General features: G+C 74.0%; 22 protein-coding genes. 16 read left to right on the plus strand and 6 right to left on the minus strand.

Annotated elements, in window-relative coordinates; genetic code table 11:
• Positions 1-42: 42 nt before the first annotated feature.
• The 7 genes from AC4H2H_RS06795 to AC4H2H_RS06825 all read left to right on the plus strand — a co-directional run bounded on the left by AC4H2H_RS06795 (position 43) and on the right by AC4H2H_RS06825 (position 8,085).
• Positions 43-1,545, plus strand: coding sequence for a WXG100 family type VII secretion target (locus AC4H2H_RS06795; RefSeq protein ID WP_494370040.1), 1,503 nt, complete (start codon positions 43-45; stop codon positions 1,543-1,545).
• Positions 1,542-2,225 carry a hypothetical protein gene (locus AC4H2H_RS06800; protein WP_494370041.1) on the plus strand — a complete coding sequence of 228 codons (684 nt, stop codon included), beginning with the start codon at positions 1,542-1,544 and terminating at the stop codon, positions 2,223-2,225. Before AC4H2H_RS06795 ends, AC4H2H_RS06800 begins: the two co-directional genes overlap by 4 nt.
• A gap of 119 nt (positions 2,226-2,344) precedes the next feature.
• Entirely contained in the window at positions 2,345-4,333 is a 1,989-nt protein-coding gene (locus AC4H2H_RS06805) for a penicillin-binding transpeptidase domain-containing protein (protein ID WP_494370042.1), read from the plus strand.
• A 232-nt stretch (positions 4,334-4,565) separates the two neighbouring features.
• Positions 4,566-4,643 carry a putative leader peptide gene (locus tag AC4H2H_RS06810; RefSeq protein ID WP_483776759.1) on the plus strand — a complete coding sequence of 26 codons (78 nt, stop codon included), beginning with the start codon at positions 4,566-4,568 and terminating at the stop codon, positions 4,641-4,643.
• Positions 4,644-4,953: 310 nt separating this feature from the next.
• On the plus strand, positions 4,954-6,423 hold the full coding sequence (locus AC4H2H_RS06815; protein ID WP_494370100.1) for a dicarboxylate/amino acid:cation symporter: 1,470 nt from the start codon (positions 4,954-4,956) through the stop codon (positions 6,421-6,423).
• 190 nt (positions 6,424-6,613) lie between these two features.
• Positions 6,614-7,216, plus strand: a complete 603-nt coding sequence (locus tag AC4H2H_RS06820; protein ID WP_494370043.1) for a carboxymuconolactone decarboxylase family protein — start codon at positions 6,614-6,616, stop codon at positions 7,214-7,216.
• Positions 7,213-8,085 carry an RNA polymerase sigma-70 factor gene (locus AC4H2H_RS06825; protein WP_494370044.1) on the plus strand — a complete coding sequence of 291 codons (873 nt, stop codon included), beginning with the start codon at positions 7,213-7,215 and terminating at the stop codon, positions 8,083-8,085. The genes AC4H2H_RS06820 and AC4H2H_RS06825 overlap by 4 nt, the downstream gene beginning before the upstream one ends.
• A 22-nt stretch (positions 8,086-8,107) precedes the next feature.
• Here the strand turns inward: AC4H2H_RS06825 and AC4H2H_RS06830 are convergent, their stop codons facing one another.
• Complete coding sequence (locus AC4H2H_RS06830; protein WP_494370045.1) at positions 8,108-8,809, minus strand: TetR/AcrR family transcriptional regulator; 702 nt, start codon at positions 8,807-8,809, stop codon at positions 8,108-8,110.
• Positions 8,810-8,929: 120 nt separating this feature from the next.
• Between AC4H2H_RS06830 and AC4H2H_RS06835 the strand changes: the two genes are divergently transcribed.
• On the plus strand, positions 8,930-9,877 hold the full coding sequence (locus AC4H2H_RS06835) for an NAD(P)-dependent alcohol dehydrogenase (RefSeq protein ID WP_494370046.1): 948 nt from the start codon (positions 8,930-8,932) through the stop codon (positions 9,875-9,877).
• A 30-nt stretch (positions 9,878-9,907) separates the two neighbouring features.
• Here the strand turns inward: AC4H2H_RS06835 and AC4H2H_RS06840 are convergent, their stop codons facing one another.
• The 4 genes from AC4H2H_RS06840 to AC4H2H_RS06855 all read right to left on the minus strand — a co-directional run bounded on the left by AC4H2H_RS06840 (position 9,908) and on the right by AC4H2H_RS06855 (position 12,509).
• Positions 9,908-10,384 carry an SRPBCC family protein gene (locus AC4H2H_RS06840; protein WP_494370047.1) on the minus strand — a complete coding sequence of 159 codons (477 nt, stop codon included), beginning with the start codon at positions 10,382-10,384 and terminating at the stop codon, positions 9,908-9,910.
• A gap of 206 nt (positions 10,385-10,590) precedes the next feature.
• Entirely contained in the window at positions 10,591-10,857 is a 267-nt protein-coding gene (locus AC4H2H_RS06845) for a hypothetical protein (protein WP_494370048.1), read from the minus strand.
• 121 nt (positions 10,858-10,978) lie between these two features.
• Positions 10,979-11,446, minus strand: a complete 468-nt coding sequence (locus AC4H2H_RS06850) for a hypothetical protein (protein ID WP_494370049.1) — start codon at positions 11,444-11,446, stop codon at positions 10,979-10,981.
• Positions 11,447-11,579: 133 nt separating this feature from the next.
• Positions 11,580-12,509, minus strand: a complete 930-nt coding sequence (locus AC4H2H_RS06855) for a quinone oxidoreductase family protein (protein ID WP_494370050.1) — start codon at positions 12,507-12,509, stop codon at positions 11,580-11,582.
• A gap of 238 nt (positions 12,510-12,747) precedes the next feature.
• On the opposite strand from AC4H2H_RS06855, the gene AC4H2H_RS06860 reads away from it, so the two are divergent.
• Entirely contained in the window at positions 12,748-13,119 is a 372-nt protein-coding gene (locus AC4H2H_RS06860) for a TraR/DksA family transcriptional regulator (RefSeq protein ID WP_494370051.1), read from the plus strand.
• An 82-nt stretch (positions 13,120-13,201) separates the two neighbouring features.
• On the opposite strand, the gene AC4H2H_RS06865 is transcribed toward AC4H2H_RS06860, so the two are convergent.
• A complete protein-coding gene (locus AC4H2H_RS06865; protein WP_494370052.1) occupies positions 13,202-14,473 on the minus strand; it encodes an amidohydrolase in 1,272 nt (423 codons plus the stop codon).
• A 576-nt stretch (positions 14,474-15,049) separates the two neighbouring features.
• Here AC4H2H_RS06865 and AC4H2H_RS06870 point away from each other — a divergent pair.
• The 7 genes from AC4H2H_RS06870 to AC4H2H_RS06900 all read left to right on the plus strand — a co-directional run bounded on the left by AC4H2H_RS06870 (position 15,050) and on the right by AC4H2H_RS06900 (position 19,932).
• Entirely contained in the window at positions 15,050-15,253 is a 204-nt protein-coding gene (locus AC4H2H_RS06870) for a cold-shock protein (protein WP_483776761.1), read from the plus strand.
• Positions 15,254-15,430: 177 nt separating this feature from the next.
• Complete coding sequence (locus tag AC4H2H_RS06875) at positions 15,431-16,018, plus strand: hypothetical protein (protein WP_494370053.1); 588 nt, start codon at positions 15,431-15,433, stop codon at positions 16,016-16,018.
• Between the two features lie 85 nt (positions 16,019-16,103).
• Entirely contained in the window at positions 16,104-16,808 is a 705-nt protein-coding gene (locus AC4H2H_RS06880; protein WP_494370054.1) for a Pr6Pr family membrane protein, read from the plus strand.
• Positions 16,809-16,818: 10 nt separating this feature from the next.
• Positions 16,819-17,496 (plus strand): hypothetical protein, encoded by a 678-nt coding sequence (locus AC4H2H_RS06885; RefSeq protein WP_494370055.1) that lies wholly within the window; start codon positions 16,819-16,821, stop codon positions 17,494-17,496.
• A gap of 88 nt (positions 17,497-17,584) precedes the next feature.
• The gene (locus tag AC4H2H_RS06890; RefSeq protein ID WP_494370056.1) at positions 17,585-18,262 is read left to right on the plus strand and encodes a copper resistance CopC family protein; all 678 of its coding nucleotides are present in this window, start codon (positions 17,585-17,587) and stop codon (positions 18,260-18,262) included.
• Positions 18,263-18,413: 151 nt separating this feature from the next.
• Positions 18,414-19,058 (plus strand): hypothetical protein, encoded by a 645-nt coding sequence (locus AC4H2H_RS06895; RefSeq protein WP_494370057.1) that lies wholly within the window; start codon positions 18,414-18,416, stop codon positions 19,056-19,058.
• 127 nt (positions 19,059-19,185) lie between these two features.
• Positions 19,186-19,932: a YcnI family copper-binding membrane protein gene (locus tag AC4H2H_RS06900; RefSeq protein WP_494370058.1), complete on the plus strand. Its 747-nt coding sequence runs from the start codon at positions 19,186-19,188 to the stop codon at positions 19,930-19,932.
• Position 19,933: the final 1 nt, after the last annotated feature.

Consider the following 19,933-nt stretch of genomic DNA (forward strand, 5'->3'; position numbering starts at 1 on the left):
GCCACGCGCCGCCCGACGGCGCACGTGCTGGGAGGAGACGGCATGAGCGGGATGTGGGGCGCCGACGTCCGAGCCCTGCGCTCCCTGGCCGACGCGCTGCGCTCCGGTGCCGACGCGCTGCGCAGCCAGCGGGCGCAGGTGGGTTCGCTCGTCGACGGCGCGACCGCCTGGGACGGGCCGGACGCCGCGCAGTTCCGCTCCGAGTGGTCCGCGACGCTCGCGCCCGCGATGGTCGCGGCCGCGACGCTGCTCGACGACGGCGCCGACCAGCTCCGGCACGACGCCGACCAGCAGGAGACCGCGAGCGCCGCCGACGGGTCGGGTGGCCCCGGTGGGACCGGCGGCTCCGGCGGGCCGCCCGGCTCCGGTACCCCGACGGTGCCCACCCCGAGCCCCGGCGAGTACGCGGCGATGAACGACTCCGAGCGCAGGGAGTGGCTCGAGAACGCGACCGACGCGCAGGTCGCGGCGCTCTACGCACAGCTGGTGCGGCTCGGCGTCGACCCGGACTCGTCCGGATTCGGGGACCTCGCCCGCACGCACTGGACGCGCGTCGCGGCGGCCGAGGCGGGGTTCGACTTCGCCGACTGGGACCCGTCCGCCGGGGCGTCGGCGAACCGCAAGATCATCGAGGGCGTCTACACGTACTACGGCGAGCTCTACCTCGACAACCCGTGGATGCAGTGGGCGGGCATGGCCGCGATGATCGGGCCGTCGTTCGCCGCCGGGTTCTTCGACCTCGACCAGATGCGGCAGCTCGCGCGGGCGGTCTCGACCGGCGCACAGGCGCTCCCGCCCGGTGTGGACCGCGCGGCGCTCGAGGCGGTCGCCGGGATGACGGACGCCGAGCTCGGGTTCTACGAGAACCAGTTCCTGTCGATGCAGCGCGAGATCTTCGTCGACCAGGCCGTCATGCACGAGGCCTACCTCCACGGCGGCATGGAGGAGATCGAGCGCCTCTTCGAGGCGGACGTCATCAACGACGACGCCACCTACGACGCGTGGGTGGACATCGACGCCGGGCGGGCGGGCGACGCCCAGGCGCTCGCGGACGGCAACACCGCGCTGCTGGACCGGGAGCAGAACCGGATCATCGCGGACGACTGGCAGACCATGCGCGACCGCCCGGTCACGGGCGAGGCGTTCACCTATCTCATGACGCTCGTGGGCGAGCCGTCGATCCCCGGCGCCGGGACGTACGCGCAGTACGACCCGTACACGGTGAGCCGCGAGACGCCGGGACCGGAGAACGTCGGCATCCCGTTCACGGGCATCTCGTTCGACAACCCGGTCCAGGGATCCGTGAGCGTCGAGACCCCGCTGCCGGGCGGCAACATCGCCGACCAGTCGACGCGGTGGGAGTACGTCTCGCGGGACACCCTCCCGGCCTACCAGGAGCTCGTCACGCAGCGCCCGGACGAGGCCGCGCGGATCATCGGCACGGACGTCTCCGACCGGATCGAGGACTACCGGCTGACCAACCCCGACCGCATCGGCCGCATCCTTGGCAGACTGACCGAGTGGGACGTGGACGTGGACCAGTGACGACCGCGCGTCCGCGCGCCCGACGGGCGGGGCGCACGCTCACGGCGGGCCTCGTCGCAGGGCTCGTCGCGCTGGGCGTCGCCGCCTGCACGGTCACGTTCGGCGACCCGGACGACCCGGCCACCGGGACGTCGTCGGGCACGAGCCCGAGCACCGGGAGCGCGGCGGGGACCGGCACGACGATCGAGGACATCGAGGAGGGCGAACCCATGCGCTGGGACGTGAGCAGGCCGATCACCGCGGAGTCCGTGGGGCTGGGCGACTCGATGGCCGTCGTGAAGGTGCCGGGCGGCGCGGCCGAGGTCGAGCTGACGATGCCCGACGGCGTGTGGACGACCACGGCGGAGGAGCTGACGATCGCGCCACGCCGCGGGTACGTGAACGCGATCAACGTCTTCCGCACGTTCTCCGGCGGGCAGGCGGTGCACGACCAGCTCGTCGCGGACGCCGAGGTCCTCGGGTTCCACCGGTCGCGGATCGACCGGTGGCTCGACGAGCTGCCTGCCTCGCTGGAGCCGTCGCGGTCCGGGGGGCTGCGGGAGCGGACCGGGATCAAGGGGTCGAACGGCGACGTCGTCACGTCGGTGGAGATCAGCCACGACCCCGGTCCGGGCGGCGACGAGACGATCCGGCTCTGGTACGCGATCGGCCCCGTCACTCCTGCGGACGGGCAGGGCTGAGCGCTCCCGGCGTGAAGAAGCCGGGGACGAACCGGGCCGGTTCGTCCCGGACGCCCGGGACTTCCGGGCCGTGAGGTAGCGTCCCTCCCGTCCCGAGAGTCCGGAGCAGGGAGCAGCCAGTGAGCAGCGTCGCGCACGTCCACGGTCGAACGAGCACGCCCGGGCGTCGAGGGCGGGTCACCCGGTGGACGACGGCGCTCGCGCTCACCCCCGTGCTGGCCCTCCCGCTCGCGGCGTGCACGCCCGACCGCCCGGAGGCGCAGGACGCGGCCGCGGCGCTCGCGGACGCGATCGCGACGGGCGACGTGAGCGCCCTGGAGTTCCGCAACGGCGCCGCGAGCGACGTGCAGGGCCACCTCGAGGCCGTGCTCGAGCCGCTCGCGCCCTACGAGCGGACCGTGGAGGTCTCGACGGTCGACGTCGTCGAGGAGGGCGACGACGCGGGGGAGCGCGCGACGGCGACGCTCGCCTACCGCTGGGCCGTGGCCGGCGAGCAGGGGTGGGAGTACACGACGACGGCGGAGCTCACGTTCGCCGAGGCGGCGGAGGGCGAGGAGGGCCCGGGGCACTGGGACGTCGTCTGGGAGCCCGACGTGCTCGTCCCCGACCTCGAGCAGGGCGACCGGCTCGCGGTGAACCGGGTCGCGGCGACGCGCGCGGGCATCCTGGGCGCCGACGACGTGCCGATCGTCCAGGACCGGCCCGTCTACCGCATCGGGGTCGACAAGACCCTCGTGGCCTCGGGGGCGTGGGACCGCGCCGCGCGCGAGCTCGCGGGCGTCGTCGGCCTCGACCCGGAGGAATACGCGCAGCGCGTCGCGGGAGCGGGGGAGAAGGCGTTCGTCGAGGCGATCACCGTCCGCACCGAGGACACGGCGGGGGTCGACGTCGACGCGGCGCGCGAGGTCGCCGGAGCGCGGGTGGTCGACGACGAGATGCCGCTCGCGCCGACCCGCGAGTTCGCGCGGCCCGTCCTCGGGCGCGTCGGCGACGCGACCGCCGAGATCGTCGAGGAGTCCGAGGGCGCGGTCGTCGCGGGCGACCAGGTCGGGCTGTCCGGGCTGCAGCGCCAGTACGACGAGCAGCTGCGGGGCGTGCCCGGACTGTCGATCGAGATCGTCCCCGACGAGAGCACCCCGGACGAGGCGGCGACGGAGGTCTTCACGGTCGAGCCGGTCGACGGCGTCTCGCTGCGCACGACGCTGCACCCGGACATGCAGGTCGTGGCCGAGCAGGTGCTCGCGGGGCAGGCGTCGCCGAGCGCGATCGTCGCCATCCAGCCGTCGACCGGCGAGGTGCTCGCCGTGGCGAGCGGCACCGCGGGCGAGGGTCTCTCCACCGCGACGACCGGCCAGTACGCGCCGGGCTCGACGTTCAAGGTCGCGACGACGCTCGCCATGCTGCGGGCCGGTCTCACGCCCGAGACGACGGTCGCGTGCCCGCCCACGATCACCGTGGACGGCCGCGAGTTCCAGAACGTCCCCGGCTACCCGACGGCGGCGCTCGGCGACGTCCCGCTGCGCACGGCGTTCGCGAACTCGTGCAACACCGCGATGATCGGCCAGCGTGACACCGTGACGCAGCAGGCCCTGCACGACGCGGCGGCGTCGCTCGGGCTCGGCGTCGAGGCCGAGCTCGGCGCTCCCGCGTTCTTCGGCGACGTGCCCACGGACTCCGCGGACACCGAGCACGCGGCGTCGATGATCGGGCAGGGCAAGGTGCAGGCCTCGCCGCTCGGCATGGCGACGGTCGCCGCGAGCGTCGCGGCGGGGCACCGTGTGTCCCCCGTGCTGGTGCACCCGGAGGTGCAGACGGTCGCGGACGAGGAGGCACCCGCCGGCGACCTCACCGCGGAGGAGGCGGCGACGCTGCAGTCCCTCATGCGGTCCGTCGTCACGGACGGCTCGGCGTCGATCCTCCAGGACCTGCCCGGCGAGGTCGGGGCCAAGACGGGCACCGCGCAGTACGGCGACGGCAGCCAGTCGCACGCGTGGATGATCGCGACCCAGGGCGACCTCGCCGTCGCGGTGTTCATCGAGACCGGCGACGGCGGCGCCGTCACCGCCGGACCGCTCCTGCACACGTTCCTCGACGCCCCGAACGCCTGATCACCCGGGAACGTCGCGAGATAGCGATCCCCGGCACCTGACCAGCGGAGAACGGTGCCGGGCGTCGCTATCTCGGCCGGACGTCGCTCTCTCGGGGCGGGCCTTCTGCGAGCCGGCGTGCCGAGGGAATGCGGGATGCGTCCGGGTCGTTGCGTGCTAGCAGGTATGATCGGGTGCCGCGGGCGTCGATCTGCCCGCATCAGCGAGAACCCTCGTCCCGGGAGACACCTTCGTGCTTGTCAGCGCGTGGCACCTGACCGAGCGCCGCGACATCGACCTGCGTCGAGTCGCCAGCGCTCTCTGTCGCTGACCCCCGTCGTCGCTGACGCCTCCCCGCCTCCGCACTCCTGTCAGTACGTCAGGTCACCCAGGTGACCTGGGCTGCTGACACGCGTTGCGCGCCCCGGGCCGGCAGTACCGCAGATCACCTGGGTGACCTGACGTACTGACACGTGGTCGTGCCAAGCCGTGCGTTCGGCGCCCGGCCTCGCGGCCGCTGCAGCGACGTCGTCCCGAGCCCCTCTCCCGAGAGCGGGCGCTCGTGCGCCCGCGTCACCCCGAAAGGTCCACCCGTGTCCTCGACCCCCTCGACGGCCTCCCCGCAGGCCGGCTCGAAGCAGGTGAGCCAGGCTCCCGCCACGGCGCCCGCGAAGTCCAAGCGCCGGTTCCCCTCGTTCAGCGTCCAGATCCTGCTCGGCCTCGCGGTCGGCGTCATCCTCGGTGGCGTCGCCCTCGCCATGGGCCCGCAGGACGCCGCCGGCGAGGTCCCCAACGGCCTGACGACGACGCTCGACACCATCGGCTCGTCCTTCGTCACGCTGCTCAAGGCCGTCGTGCCGCCGCTCATCTTCACCGCGATCGTCGCGTCGATCGCAAACCTGCGCACCGTCACCAACGCCGCCCGCCTCGCGGGCCAGACGCTCCTGTGGTTCGCCATCACGGCCGCCATCTCCGTGGCCGTGGGCATCGGCCTGGGCCTGCTGTTCCAGCCGGGCAACCGCGCGTCCGTCTCGCTCGACGCCGCGTCCGAGCCAGGCCGCACCGGCACGTGGCTCGACTTCCTCAACGGCCTCATCCCGGGCAACGCCCTGGGCCTCGGCGCCTCGACCAGTCTCGAGGCCGGTGACGACGGCGCGATCACCGGTGCGTCGACCTCCGTGAGCTTCAACGTGCTGCAGATCCTCGTCGTCGCGCTCGTCATCGGCATCGCGGCCCTGAAGTCCGGCACGAAGGCCGATCCGTTCCTCGCGTTCAACCGCTCGGCCCTCGCGATCATCCAGAAGGTCCTGTGGTGGATCATCCGCCTCGCGCCGATCGGCACCGCCGGTCTCATCGGCTACGCGATCGCCGCGTACGGCTGGACGTCGCTCGCGTCGCTCGCGTGGTTCGCCGTCGCGATCTACGTCGGTCTCGCCGTCGTGCTGTTCGTCGTCTACCCGATCCTGCTGCGCACCAACGGCCTGAAGATCTCGAGCTACTTCAAGGGCGCGTGGCCGGCGATCCAGCTCGCGTTCGTCTCGCGCTCCTCGATCGGCACGCTGCCCGTGACGCAGCGCGTCACCGAGCGCAACCTCGGCGTGCCGAGCGAGTACGCGTCGTTCGCCGTGCCGCTGGCGGCGACGACGAAGATGGACGGCTGCGCCTCGATCTACCCGGCCATCTCCGCGATCTTCGTGGCGGAGATGTTCGACGTCGACCTGTCGATCACCGACTACCTGCTCATCGCGTTCGTCTCGGTCGTCGGCTCGGCCGCGACCGCGGGCCTCACAGGCGCGATCGTCATGCTGACCCTCACGCTCTCGACCCTGGGCCTGCCGCTCGCGGGCGTCGGCCTGCTGCTGGCGATCGACCCGATCCTCGACATGGGCCGCACGGCGGTCAACGTCGCGGGCCAGGCGCTCGTGCCGACCATCGTGGCGAAGCGCGAGGGCATCCTCGACCTCGAGCAGTACGAGGCCGCGACGGCCGAGGACCTCTTCGAGGACGACGACGACGCGTCGACCGAGGCCGGGACGACCTCCGAGGCGACGTCGGGCGCCGAGGCGGCTGCGCCGTCGGGCACGAAGGAGCCCGCGACCACCTCCGTCTGACGCCGACCAGGCGATTCCTCGCCGTCGAGCACGACGTTGCTGCCGTTATCCGCGGGATAACGGCAGCAACGTCGTTTTCGGCCTCAGGGCTGGGGGGCGCGTCCCGGGGTAGCGCCGTCGCGCACGTGTCACACGGGCGCCGCGGCCGGTGTCTCATGCCCGACACCCCCTCGACACACCTGGAGGAGACATGACGACGACGACCCCCCGCGTCCCGCCCACCGAGGTCACCGGGCTCTACGGGTCTCTGGTGAAGCGCGTCACCCGGTCGATGTTCGGCGAGGTGCCGGAGTCGATCGGCGTGCTGTGGCACCACCCGGCGGTGTTCAAGGACCTCATGGGCGTGGGCCGCAAGGCCGAGAAGTGGGACCGGCTCGACCCGAACCTCGCGACCTTCGCGTCGATGGCGTCGGCCGCGACGGTCGGGTGCGAGTTCTGCCTGGACCTGCACTACTTCCGGTCGCGCAACGAGGGCCTCGACGAGGTGAAGGCCCGTGAGGTGCCGCGCTGGCGCGAGTCGGCGGTGTTCACGCCGGTCGAGCGACGGGTCCTGGAGTACGCCGAGGCGATGAGCCAGACGCCACCCGCGGTCACGGACGAGCTGGCCGCCGCGCTGCTCGAGGACCTGGGACCTGCCGGTCTCGTCGAGCTCTCCGCCCGCGTGGGGCTGATGAATGCGACCGCGCGGTCCAACGTCGCGCTCGGCATCCGGTCCGAGCAGTTCGCCGCGTCCTGCGGTCTGCCGCCGCTCCCGCCCCGGTCGACCGTTCCCGCCGTAGGGTCGGACGCATGAGCGACGACCCCTTCGTCCGCCACCGCAGCCTGCTGTTCACCGTCGCGTACGAGATCCTCGGGTCGGCCGCCGACGCGGAGGACGTCGTCCAGGAGACGTGGCTGCGGTGGGCGGACGTCGACCACGAGCAGGTGCGCGAACCGCGCGCCTACCTCGTGCGCATCGTGACCCGCCAGGCGCTCAACCGGCTGCGCACGCTCGCCCGTCGCCGGGAGGACTACGTCGGCGAGTGGCTGCCCGAGCCGCTGCTGACCAGCCCGGACGTCGCGGAGGACGTCGAGCTCGCGGAGAGCGTCTCGATGGCGATGCTCACCGTGCTCGAGACCCTCGGCCCGACCGAGCGCGCCGTGTTCGTGCTCCGCGAGGTCTTCGACGTGCCGTTCGACGAGATCGCCGAGGCCGTCGACAAGTCGCCCGCCGCGGTGCGCCAGGTCGCGCACCGCGCGCGGGGGCACGTCGCCGCGCGGCGACCGCGCGTGCGCGTGGAGCACGGGGAGCAGCAGCGCGTGGTCGAGCGGTTCGTCGACGCCGTCCTCACGGGCGACGTGCAAGGGCTCCTCGACGTGCTCGCGCCCGACGTGGTGGCCGTGGCCGACGGCGGCGGGCTCGCCCGGGCGTCGCGGCGACCGGTCGTGGGAGCGGACCGGATCGCCGCCTACCTCCTCGGCGGTCTCCGCAAGACCGCGGGTGTCGTCACGGCGTCGGTCGCGTGGCTCAACGGCGCGCCGGGGGTGCGGATCGAGCTGGATGGAAAGCTGGCCACCGCGGTGTCGATGACGGTCGAGGACGGCCGCATCACGCACCTCTTCGCCGTGGCCAACCCCCACAAGCTCGCGCGTGTCGACGCCGAGGCGGCGCTCTCCCGGTAGTCCTCCGCCTCGCCGCCGACGGTCACCGACGTCCGGGCCTGTGGACCTCGTGGAGCCCGAGCGAGACCGGGGGCGGCGCCGTGCCGTCCGCGGGCACCTGATCCGCCCGGAAGGACTGGAGGAGGAGGGCGACGAGACGTCGGGAGGCGGCGACCGCGACATGGTGCGGCCGGCCGGCCAGGCTGCCGTTGGCGAGCAGCGCCAGGGTGATGTCGCCCAGGGCGAAGTCGTCGCGCAGCCGCCCGGCGTCCTTGGCGCGCCGGATCAGCACGTCCATGTCGCCCTCCGCGCGTTCGCGCGAGCCCGCGGGGTCCAGGGCGTCCGGGAAGCGGGCGAGGAACGCGGCGGCGAAACCTCGGTCGGTGGCCTGCATCGTGCACACCTTCTCCAGCAGGAGGCAGAAGCCGTGCCAGGGGTCGGGGTCTGCCAACGCGTCGTCGAGAGCCTCTGCGCACACGGCGAGCTGCTCGGCGAAGGCGGCGGTCACCAGGTCCGCGCGCGTGGGGAACCGTCGGTAGAGCGTCGCCGTGCCGACCCCCGCTCGGCGAGCCACGGCGGCCATCGGCACGTCGATGCCGCGCTGGGCGAAGGCCTCGCGGGCGGCCTCGAGGATGCGCTCCCGGTTGTGCCGCGCGTCGGCCCGGAGCGGGACTGCGGGCCGGGCCGGGGACAGCTCCGCGTCGGTGGCTCGTCCTGGTGCCGACTGAGAGGGCTGGCCGGGCATTCGCTCTCACTTCCCCGTAAGTGGACGATGCCATCCGTTTCGATGGCTAGCGTGACTGTAGCGCGGGCGTCGGATGCTCGCGCACCACCCCCGAGCCGACAGGACGACACCTTGAGCGACATGCGCGCTGCCCTCTTCGACCGCTACGGGCCCCCGGAGGTCCTGTACGTGGGACGGGTGCCGGTGCCGCCGATAACGCCCGCCCAGGTCCTCGTCCGCGTCCACGCCGCCAGCGTCAACGGCGGAGAGCTCGCCGGACGAGCGGGAAGGCTGAGCCTGGTCACCGGCCGCAGGTTCCCGCAGCGCTCCGGGGTCGACTTCGTCGGGCAGGTCGCGGAGGTGGGCGACGACGTCGTCGGGGTGCGCGAGGGCGACCGGGTGTGGGGCGCCCAGAAGCTGAGAGCGGGGAGCATGGCCGACTACGTGGCGGTCAGTCCTCGGAGGATCGCCCCGGCTCCGCAGAACCTCACCCCGGTGGAAGCCGTCTCCGTGCTCGCCGGCGGCACCACGTCGTTGACGGCGCTGCGCGACCACGCGGACGTCCGACCCGGGGAGCGGCTGCTGGTGCGCGGCGCCAGCGGGGGCGTGGGCAGCGTCGCCGTGCAGATCGGCAAGCACCTCGGTGCGCACGTCACCGCGCTCGTGCGCGCCTCGAGCCTCGACTTCGTCCGCAGCCTCGGCGCCGACGAGGCCCTGGACTACCGGACGGTGCGGCCCGAGCATCTGGGCCGCTTCGACGTCGTCGTCGACACGGCCGGTACCCAGCAGCGCGCGTACCGCGGCCTGCTCACCCCCGGTGGGCGGATGGTCGCCGTCACGATCGACATCGACAGGCCGTTCGCGAGCCTCGCGACGGTCCTCTCGTCGGTCGTGCACGGGTCCGGACGCATCCGGTTCTTCAGCGGCAGCCCCGAGACGGAGCTGCTGACCGAGCTGGCCGGGTACGCCGAGAAGGGCGTCGTCCGCCCGGTCGTCGACAGCGTCCATCGTCTCGAGGGGATCGCCGACGCCCACCGGGCTCTGGAGGCCGGCGGCGTCCGGGGGAAGCACGTCGTCCGGCTCGTCTGAGCGGGGCGTCCTCTGGCCGGGCGCCAGCCCTCAGGCGTCGCGCACGGCGGCGAGCACGACGGGGTCGGCGCACCCGCGCGCGAACCCGGCGATCCGGTGGTCGATGTCGCGGCCGAGCACCCACGAGCCGACGCGTTCGGCGACCGGAGCGAGCCAGCGCGGGCGGCAGCGGAAGCTGTAGCGCCAGGTCGCCCTCGTGCCCCCGGACGGGTCGGGGGCGAAGCGCCAGCCGCCCGCGAGGTTCTCGAAGAACCACGACCCGCGGACCATGCGCATGCCGACGTTCGTCGGCGGGTTGTACGAGACGTACTCGCTGACCATCGACAGGCCGGTGCGGTGCCGCGTGAGGGTCCGTACGCCCTTCGCGGGCGCCGTCGCGCCGTCGAGGAAGCGCTGGTTCCGGATGAACGGGTCCCAGCGCAGCCGGACCTTCCCGGTGGTCTGGGAGACGGCGAACGCGGTCGCGGGGTCGACGGGGACCACGAGCGAGGACTCGACGACGGGCATGGTCGGATGCTCCCACGCCCGGCCACGCCCCGCGTCCGCTCTCACATGCCGCCGAGTCCGGCCGCTGGACTGCCGACCTCGTCGAGCCGCGCGACCAGGCGGGGCCCCGCGACCTCGCGGTACGACGCGTCGAGCAGCTCGGCGACCTCCTGCCAGTCAATGGGTGCGGCGTCGAGGTCGAGGCCGAGCCAGCCCGCGGGGCCGTTTTAGGCGGGCACGAAGAAGCGGTCGTCCTGGGCGAGCGCGGTGCGGTCGACCGCGGGGACGGCCAGCAGGACCGAGCGGGGGTACTGCCGCGCGGGACCGTCGGTGGTCGCCCTGGTCGTGCCGCCGTAGACCGCGAAGAGCAGGCGCGCGCGGAACGTCACCCGCCCGTGCGAGACGCGCTCCTCCGCGGCGGGGAAGAGCAGGCAGAGGCGACGCAACCGGTCGAGGTACGGGTCGTCGTCGGGCACGCGCGACGGGTGGGCCATGGGACGAGCCAACCACGGCCGTCCGACACGACCCACGACCTGACCCGGCGAGGGCGCGGACGCGAGAGCGGCCCGCCCCTCCGCGAGGGGCGGGCCGCTCAGGACCGCGGCGTGAGGCGCGTCAGGACGCGAAGGCGTACCCGGCGTCGGTGCACTGCTGGCGGAACGTGTCGAGCGCGGGCTGCAGGCCCGCGGTGTCGATCTCGGCGCCCTGGACGGCGGCCTCGAACGGGGCCTTGATGGCGGTGAGGGTCTCCACGAGCTCGACGTCCGCGAAGTTCTGGACGGCGACGAGGCGCTCGCGCGTGGTGTAGATCGCCGCCGTCGCCTCCTCGGTCTCGGGGGTCGCGAGGAGCGGCGTGGTCTCCGCGACGAGCTTCTCGGCGGAGTACTCGCCGCTGTAGAAGGTGTTGCACGTCGTGGTCACGGCGACGACGGCGGGCGTCACCTCGGGCGCGGGCGCGGCCTCGGTGGTGGCGGTCTCGGTCGCGGGGGTCGCGTCGTCGCTCGCCGGGTCGGTCGGGGAGGCGCAGGACGCGAGGAGGAGGGCACAGGAAAGCGCCGCGGTAGCGGCAAGATACTTACGCATGCTAACGATTCCACACTGCACCGCCCGGTCGGTGCAAGGAGATTCGCCCGCGGACCTGGCCTGAACCGCGGGATCTCGCGGAATCCCCGAAGGTCATGTGCGCAGCGTCACAAGGTGCCGAGGCCTCGTCACGTCAGGCGACGTCGAGCACGACCTTGCCCCGCACGTGCCCGTCCGCGACGAGCCGCAGCGCCTCGGCGGCCTCCGCGAGCGGGAACCGAGCCGCGATCTCGGCGTGCAGCCGGCCCGCCTCGGCGAGCGCGAGCACCTCGTCGAGCGCCCCCTTGGCGTCGACCTTGTCGACGACGCCCGCGGCACGCGAGGCGTCGCTGCTCACGATCGTCACGGCGCGCGGCGGGTCGCCCGGATCGGCCGGCGCGAGGTCCTCGCCGAGCAGGGCGATCGTCGCCGCGACGGTCTCGGGAGACCCGACCAGGTCGACGACGACGCTCACCCCGTCGAGCCCGTCCGGCAGGTCGCGCACGGCGTCGACGAGACCCGGGCCGTAGGCGACGGGGGACGCGCCGAGGCCGCGCAGGTGGTCGTGGTTGGCGGGTGACGCCGTGCCGACGACGCGCGCCCCGAGCGCGAGCGCGATCTGCACCGCGGCCGATCCGACGCCACCGCTCGCGCCGTGCAGGAGCACCACGTCCCCCTCGCCGACGTCGGCCTGGACGAGAGCGGAGAACGCCGTCGCCGCCGCGACGGGGAGCACGGCCGCCTGGTCGAACGGCACCGACGCGGGCTTGGGTCGCACGTGGTCCACCCGGACGAGCGAGAGCTCGCGCTGGGCTCCGGTCCCGTGCCACACGACCTCGTCGCCCGGGGCGAGGTCGTCGACGTCGGGCCCGACGGCGTCCACGACCCCCGCCGCCTCGAACCCGAGCACCCCGGGAACCCTGCCGCCGAAAGACCCCGCGAGGCGCTTGAGGTCCGCGGGGTTGACCCCGACGACCCGGTTCGCCACCCGGACCTGCCCTGTCCCCGGATCGGCGACCACCTCGTCGTCGACGTGCAGGACCTCGGGCCCGCCGAAGTCCTCGAAGGTGACGACCGAGCTCATGCAGGTCCCCCAGGTCTCGTCGGCGGCAGCCCGGGGTCGGCCGGGCGGATCCACTCTTCCATCCCCGCCCGTCGCTGTCATGCGGCGCTCATGGGCTCAGGTCCCCGTCCGCGAAGGCCGTGCGACGCGCCGAGACGTGAGAATCCGCCCCCGATCGGGGCGGATCCGAGGCGGATTCTCACGTCTCGACGGGGAGGGCGGGACGCTTCGGGCGTCGTCGTGCGTTGGGCAGAGCGAGATGGTCGATCAACTCGTCGCGGGAGATTCACCCGACGGCGCCCGCGCCCGCGCGCTCGCGGTCCGCGCCGCCGCGGTCGGTCGCGCCCGGGCGCTGCGTGCCGACGTCGCCGGGATGGTCGAGGCGTCGCGCGACTCGAACGCCGACGACGAGCACGACCCCGACGGCGCGACCATCGCGTTCGAGCGCGCGCAGGCGGACGCGCTCGCGCACGACGCCCTCGCGCGGGTGGAGGAGGCCGACGCGGCGCTCGCCCGCCTCGACGCCGGGACCTATGGCACGTGCGAGGCGTGCGGGCAGCAGATCGCCGCCGCACGCCTGGAGGCCCGCCCGACGGCGCGGACCTGCGTCGGGTGCGCGGCGCGCCCCTGACACCGCGAGATCGACCCGCACGTCCGAGATCGACCTTCGGGGGGTCGATCTCGCGACGGACGGGTCGATCTCGAGGATCGCCTCAGCGTGCGAAGCGCTCGCCCCGCTCGACGACGCGGCCCGCACCGCGCCCGCCGTTCGCCGTCGTGTCCCACGTGTAGACCTCGGTCCCGGTGACGAGCACGTGCTCGGCGCGGGCGGTGACGTCGAGCGGGTCGCCCGACCACACGACGACGTCGCCGTCCAGCCCCGGCGCGAGCGCGCCGACGCGGTCGTCGAGGCCGAGGAACGACGCCGGGTTGACGGTGAGCGCGCGCAGCGCGACGTCCCGGTCCAGGCCCTCCTTGACCGCGAGCGACGCCTGGTGGACGAGGAAGTTGATCGGCACGACAGGGTGGTCGGTCGTGATCGCGACGCGGACGCCCGCACGCGCGAGGGCCCCGAGGTTCGCGATGTCGCGGTTGCGCAGCTCGATCTTCGAGCGCGAGGTGAACAGCGGGCCGAAGATCACCGGCACGTCGCGCTCGGCGAGCACGTCCGCGACGGCGGCGCCGTCGGTCCCGTGGTTGATGACGAGCCGGTACCCGAACTCGTCCGCGAGGCGCAGGGCCGTCGCGATGTCGTCGGCGCGGTGCGTGTGCTGGTCCCAGTACAGCTCGCCCGCGAGCACGCGCCCGAGCGTCTCCTTGGCGAGGTCGCGGTCGAACGGCTCGCCCTTCGCCTCGGCCGCGTCGCGCTTCGCCACGTAGCTCTGCGCGTCGACGAACGCCGCGCGGATGACCTTCGCCACGCCGAGGCGCGTGGACGGCGTCTTCTTCTGGTCCCCGTACACGCGCTTGGGGTTCTCGCCGAGCGCCGACTTCACGGACACGGCCTCGCGGATGATTTGCTCGTCGACCGTGCGCCCGCCCCAGGTCTTGATCGCGACGGTCTGGCCGCCGATCGGGTTGCCCGAGCCGGGCTTCACGACGGCGCTCGTCACGCCGCCGACGAGAGCGTCCCGGAAGCCCTCGTCCTCGACGTTGATCCCGTCGATCGCGCGCAGCGCGGCGCCGTTCGGGTCGGTCATCTCGTTGGTGTCGTTGCCGGCCCAGCCCTCGGCCTCCTCCATGACGCCCATGTGGGCGTGCGCCTCGACGAACCCGGGCAGCACCCAGCGGCCGCGCGCGTCCAGGGTGGGTACGCCGTCGGGCACGACGACGTCCGCGCCGACCGCGGTGATGATCCCGTCCTCGATCAGGACCGTGCCGTTCTCGATCGGGTCGGACGCGACGGGCACGACGTAGCCGTTGGTCACGGCGACGCTGCGGCGCGTGGTGCGGGGGAGCGGGCGGGAGGTCGATGAGGTCGTCATGGCCCCATCATCGCCCGAGGCCCGCCCCCCACGGTGACCCCCCGACCGGCGGCCGGAGACTCGTGGTGTACTCTGGGGTCTGCGCATCAGTCGCGGGACGTCGTTCCTGCGACGTTCTTCGGTCCTCAGCATCGGAGCGAGGCCATGTGCACCGGGCAGCACGAGCTGCCGAAGACGATCTCCGCCACAGTGCGCGGAGCGAGAGCAGAGAACATTCTTTCTTCCACCCTTGAACACCCTGGGTCGAGCGCCGACCCCGGGATCCTTGCGGTCCCGGGCGACTCCGGCCCCGACCTCGTGCTGCGCCGCGCCGACGACGACCTGTGGGTCGCGACGGCGGACGGCGAGTACGCCGGTCTGGTCACCCAGCTCCCCGACGGCTTCCACGTCCACGACCGCTACACCCGGTCGCTGGGCGTCGTCGCCGATCTCCACCACGCGAAGAGGCATCTCGTCGCCCCGCGTGAACGCTCGGCAGGTCCTCGCCGGACCCGCCCCCACAACCGTCGGCGCCCGGCAGGGCGCGGCATCCGGACCCGCAGTCGTGGGCCGGTCGTATCAACGAGAGAAGACATCATGGCTACAGGCACCGTGAAGTGGTTCAACGCGGAGAAGGGCTTCGGCTTCATCGCCCCCTCCGACGGCACCGCCGACGTGTTCGCCCACTACTCCGAGATCGCGTCGAGCGGCTACCGCTCGCTCGAGGAGAACCAGAGCGTCTCGTTCGACGTCACCCAGGGCCCCAAGGGCCCGCAGGCGACGAACATCCAGCCTCTGTGATCTCCCACCCGCCCGGCGCCTCGCGCCGGGGCGGGTGACGACACACCTGAAGGGCCGCGCCTCGGCGCGGCCCTTCGGCGTTCCCGGGGCCGGGACGGCCGTCCGCCCGCATATAGAGTGGTGCACCCCGGGCCGCGATCCGACGGCTGCGGGACCGCCGTCGGACAGGGGACAGCCGTGACCACACCGAGCGCGACGACACGCGCGACCCGCGGGCTCGGGCGTGAGCTCGTCGGCATGCTCGTGGTCGCGGCGATCGCGATCGGCGCGGCGCTCGCCGTCGTCGGCGTGTGGCAGTGGGTCTCGACGACGCGCGACGTCGACCTGGCCCGGGAGCTGAGCAGCGAGGGCGTCGCCGTCGAGGCGACGGACGCCGTCCTCGTGATCGAGGGCAAGTCGGGTTCCGACGGCGTCCAGGTCGCCCGCGTGACGGCTCGCGTCCCCGGGCTGGACGAGCCGGTCGAGCTCCGCGCGGCGGAGAGCGCCGAGGGCGTCGACCCGGCGACGGTCGACCCGCCGCAGCATCTTCCCGCGCCGGAGGGCAGCCCCTACGCCGGTTCGTTCCCCGCCGTCCAGGATGCCGACGCGCCGGGGACGGTCTTCGCGCGCTCCGACCTCGACCGCACGCTCGCCGACGGTGCCGAGGACGCCGCGCGCAGTCTCCGCACCGCGATCGCCGGTCTCGTGTGGGCGGGGCTGTGGAGCCTGGTGGTGTGGGCGGTCGTGGCGCGCCGCCGTCGAACGCGGCGCCGCTCCGCCCACTAGGCTCTGCACCCGGGGACGCCCGTATCCGTGGTCGGGCGGCCGCAGCGGCACGACGACCACGGGACACCGCGCGCGAAGGAGCCGCATGCACGTCGTCGTCGGGCTGTTCCGACTGTTCCTCGTCGTCCTCGCCCTCGTCGGCACGCGCGCCGTCTGGCGCGACGGCGACATCGAGGGCCTCGTCTACTTCACGAACCAGACCGGCTTCCTCGTCGCGGTCGCGTTCGCGTGGGCGGGGTTCGCGTCGCTGTTCCGGCGCGCGCAGCCGCCGGCGTGGTTCAAGGGCGCGGTGACGCTGTTCGCCGCGATCACCGGTCTCGTGTCGTGGCTCGTGCTCGCACCCGAGGAGCCCGACGCGCCCGCCGTCCTCCTCGGCCTGACCGACGGGCAGATCGAGCACGAGGTGCTTCCGCTCGCCGTCGTCGCCGACTTCGTCCTGCTCGACGCGCACCGCCGCCTGCGCGGCCTCGACGCCGCGCGCTGGCTGCTCTACCCGCTCGCCTACTTCGCGTTCACGACGATCCGCGGGTTCGTCAGCCCGGGCAGCGAGTACCCGTACGGGTTCGTCGACCTCGACGCGCTCGGCTGGACCGGGTTGCTCGTCAACGTCGTGCTCTACGGCGCGGGCTTCCTCGTGCTCGGCCTCGTCCTGGTCGGGATCGACCGGCTCCTGCCCACCGGACCCGCGATCGGCCGCTACCCGGGCATCGTGACGCCGGCCAGGCCGTCGGCCGTCGAGGCGTCGTCGCCCACCGAGGCGGCCCCGCCGGGCGGCGAGACCTCGCGCTAAGGTGGCCTCCGTGCCTACCCCGGTCGTCGGTCCGCTGCGCGTCGCACGCGCCGCGCTCGTGGCGACCCTCGTGCTCGCCCTGACGGCGCTCGCCCACCGTGTGGCGGGCGGGGCGCTCCCGGACCCGCTGGTGCTCGCGGCCCTCGCCGCGTTCACGCTCGCCGGCACGACGGCGGCCGCGCGCGTGCGGTTCACGCCCGCCCGGCTCGTCGCGCTCCTCGGGGGCGCGCAGCTCGGGCTGCACCAGGCCCTCACGGTGCTCGCCCCGGGCGGATCGTGCGCACCCGGCGTGGGCCATGGTCATGCCGTCGCGACCGCCGGCGGCGTCGTGTGCGCGGCGCCCTCCGCGCTGCCCGACGGCGGGGCGAGCCTCGCGCACCCGGCGCACCTCGCGGCGTCGGGCACCGCGGGCCTGTGGATGGTCGCCGCGCACGTGGTCGCGACCGTCGTGCTCGCGCTCGTCCTGTCGCTCGGCGAGCGCGCGCTCGAGCGGTTCCTCGCCTGGGTGACGCCGCACGTCGCGCTCCCCGCGCCCGTGGCCGTGCCGGTGACCGGCCCCCGCCTGGTGGTCCCGTCCCACGCGTCGCGTCCTGTGGTCGCGTGGCGTCCGCGCGCCACCCCGACCCGCGGTCCGCCGTCGGGCGACGGCCCGTCGGGAGCACCGCACCGCCCCCTCGCCGCGTCCTGACGCGGCACCCGACGAGGCAGACCCGGCGACCGCCGGGCCACGGGGCACCACCGTGCGGCGACCGCCGCGCCTCGGACGGAAGATCCTCATGACCCTCTCCCTGCGCCGACCCCTGTCGGCTCTCCCTGCTGCCCTCCTCGCGCTCGTCGCGACGCTCGCGCTGTCGTTCGGCCTCACGACCGCGGTCTCGACGCTCACCGCCGCCCCGGCGTTCGCGCACGACCGGCTCCTCTCGTCCGACCCGGCCGACGGGGCGCAGCTCGCCGCCCCGCCCGCGGCGATCACCCTCGCGTTCAACACCGAGCCGCTCGCCGTCGAGCCGCAGGTCGTCGTCTCGGACTCGGCGGGGACGGTCGTCACGCAGGGCGCGCCGACGATCGACGGCAGCACCGCGTCGTTCGCGATCGACCCGGCCGTCGCGCTCGGCGGCGACACGTACACCGTCGCGTGGCGCGTCGTGTCGTCGGACGGGCACCCGATCGAGGGGACCTTCGCGTTCGCCGTCGCCGCCCAGCCGGAGCCGACGCCCACGGCCACCGAGGGGCCGGCGACGGAGACGGTGACCCCGGACGAGACGGCGTCCGCGGAGACGACCTCCGCCCCGGCGCCTGACGCCGGTGTCGCGGAGGAAGCCGCGGAGGACGGCGGGTCCTCGCTCGTCCCCGTGCTCGTCGGTCTCGGGGCCCTGGTCGTCGCGGCCGCGGTCGTCGTCGTGCTCGTGCTGCGCCGTCGTGGGGCGGGATCCCCGCACGACCCGCAGGACTGACGACCGACCACACCGGCGCACCGGGCGGGGACACCTCCGTCCGGTCGCCCGGGCCGGCCCACGGCAGCGCTCCTCGATGCGGGAAGAGGGTGTGACTTTTGATTGACGACGACCGAAAGTGCCGCTACGTTCTGACGGAAGCGAGCGGACGGTGCAACGGGGTGCCGACGCCATCGAGCAGGAGGTGCCGGTCGATGCCGTTCATCCTGCCGACCGGCATCCCGACCAGGACCATCGCGAGCGCACGACCATGACGTCGCCCGGCCTCGGACTGCTGCACGGCCTGCGCGCCCTTCTGCTCGCCGCCGTGGTCGTCGGTCTGTCGGTCGTCTCTCACGACCTCGCCGGCGGCGCGCGGCCGGGCCTCGTCCCGCTCGTCGTGCTCGCCGTGCTCACCGCGGTCGCCGTCCGGCCGCTCGCCCGGCGGGAGGTCCGGCTGCCCGTGCTGCTGGCCGTGCTGGGGGTCGGGCAGCTCGCCCTGCACCACGGCTTCGAGGCGAGCGCCACGCTGACGCCCGTGCCGGCGGTCTCGTCGCACGGGCATGCCGACGAGACCTCGACCCTCGCGATGCTCGGCGCGCACGCCCTCGCCACGGTCGTCGTCGCACTCCTGCTCCGCCACGGCGACTCGGCCCTCTGGCGCCTGTGGTCCTGGCTCACCGGGCGCGGCATCCCCGCGCGTCCGCGCGCTCTGGCCGTCACGGCCGCGCTCCCCGCGAGCGCCGCGCTGCCCACCGTCCGCCCGGCCCCCGTGCCCGGGACGGTCGGCGGACGCGCCCCACCGGCCTTCGCCTGACCCCGGACGCTGCACACCGAACGCCGTACCCGCGCGTTCGTACCCCGGCGTCCCGCTCCCGCGCGCCCCGGCGGGCACGACGTCGTGCCTGCGCGCGCACCTCCCACTTCTCGAAAGGTCCACCCTCATGCGAAAGACCCTGCGCGCCCTCGGCGCCGCCGCACTGACCACCGGTCTCGTCGTCGTCGGCGCGAGCGCCGCGTCCGCCCACGTCGGCGTGACGCCCGACACCACCTTCGCGGGCGCGTACGCGCTCCTCACGTTCGGCGTCCCGCACGGGTGCGGCGAGTCGTCGACCACGAAGGTCTCCATCCAGATGCCCGAGCAGATCATCGCGGTCACGCCGAGCGTGAACCCCGGCTGGGACGTCGAGAAGGTCATGGAGGACCTCGCCGAGCCCGTCGACGACGGGCACGGCGGCGAGTACACCGAGCGGGTCGCCGAGATCGTCTACACGGCGAAGACCCCGCTGCCCGACGGGTACCGGGACGCGTTCGTGCTCTCCCTCAAGCTGCCCGAGGCGGAGGGCGAGACGCTCGTCTTCCCGACGGTCCAGACCTGCGAGGAGGGCGAGAGCGCCTGGGTGCAGGTCCCCGCGGAGGGCGAGGACGCCGACGCGCTCGAGCTGCCCGCGCCGATGTTCGAGCTCACGGCCGCCGAGGGCGACGGCCACGGGGACTCGGCAGAGGCCGACGCGGAGACCGCGGTCGACGACGGGACGGACGCCCAGGCCGCCGGTGCGGACGGCGCGGCCGCGACGACGTCGGACGACGCCTCGACGCCCGTCGCGACGTGGGTCGCGCTCGCGCTGGGCGCGGCCGGGCTCGTGCTCGGGCTGCTCGCGTTCCTGCGCACGCGCCGCGCCAGGGCCTGAC

The sequence above is a fragment of the Cellulosimicrobium sp. BMG9.22 genome, assembly GCF_059159975.1.

Excerpts from the sequence above, each read along its gene's own strand:
- AC4H2H_RS06865 (WP_494370052.1), bottom strand. The coding sequence starts at position 14,473 with ATGACGACCTCATCGACCTCCCGCCCGCTCCCCCGCACCACGCGCCGC.
- AC4H2H_RS06820 (WP_494370043.1), top strand. The coding sequence starts at position 6,614 with ATGACGACGACGACCCCCCGCGTCCCGCCCACCGAGGTCACCGGGCTC.
- AC4H2H_RS06830 (WP_494370045.1), bottom strand. The coding sequence starts at position 8,809 with ATGCCCGGCCAGCCCTCTCAGTCGGCACCAGGACGAGCCACCGACGCG.
- AC4H2H_RS06870 (WP_483776761.1), top strand. The coding sequence starts at position 15,050 with ATGGCTACAGGCACCGTGAAGTGGTTCAACGCGGAGAAGGGCTTCGGC.
- AC4H2H_RS06835 (WP_494370046.1), top strand. The coding sequence starts at position 8,930 with ATGCGCGCTGCCCTCTTCGACCGCTACGGGCCCCCGGAGGTCCTGTAC.
- AC4H2H_RS06845 (WP_494370048.1), bottom strand. The coding sequence starts at position 10,857 with ATGGCCCACCCGTCGCGCGTGCCCGACGACGACCCGTACCTCGACCGG.
- AC4H2H_RS06900 (WP_494370058.1), top strand. The coding sequence starts at position 19,186 with ATGCGAAAGACCCTGCGCGCCCTCGGCGCCGCCGCACTGACCACCGGT.
- AC4H2H_RS06825 (WP_494370044.1), top strand. The coding sequence starts at position 7,213 with ATGAGCGACGACCCCTTCGTCCGCCACCGCAGCCTGCTGTTCACCGTC.
- AC4H2H_RS06850 (WP_494370049.1), bottom strand. The coding sequence starts at position 11,446 with ATGCGTAAGTATCTTGCCGCTACCGCGGCGCTTTCCTGTGCCCTCCTC.
- AC4H2H_RS06855 (WP_494370050.1), bottom strand. The coding sequence starts at position 12,509 with ATGAGCTCGGTCGTCACCTTCGAGGACTTCGGCGGGCCCGAGGTCCTG.
- AC4H2H_RS06840 (WP_494370047.1), bottom strand. The coding sequence starts at position 10,384 with ATGCCCGTCGTCGAGTCCTCGCTCGTGGTCCCCGTCGACCCCGCGACC.
- AC4H2H_RS06860 (WP_494370051.1), top strand. The coding sequence starts at position 12,748 with ATGGTCGATCAACTCGTCGCGGGAGATTCACCCGACGGCGCCCGCGCC.
- AC4H2H_RS06795 (WP_494370040.1), top strand. The coding sequence starts at position 43 with ATGAGCGGGATGTGGGGCGCCGACGTCCGAGCCCTGCGCTCCCTGGCC.
- AC4H2H_RS06890 (WP_494370056.1), top strand. The coding sequence starts at position 17,585 with ATGACCCTCTCCCTGCGCCGACCCCTGTCGGCTCTCCCTGCTGCCCTC.
- AC4H2H_RS06880 (WP_494370054.1), top strand. The coding sequence starts at position 16,104 with ATGCACGTCGTCGTCGGGCTGTTCCGACTGTTCCTCGTCGTCCTCGCC.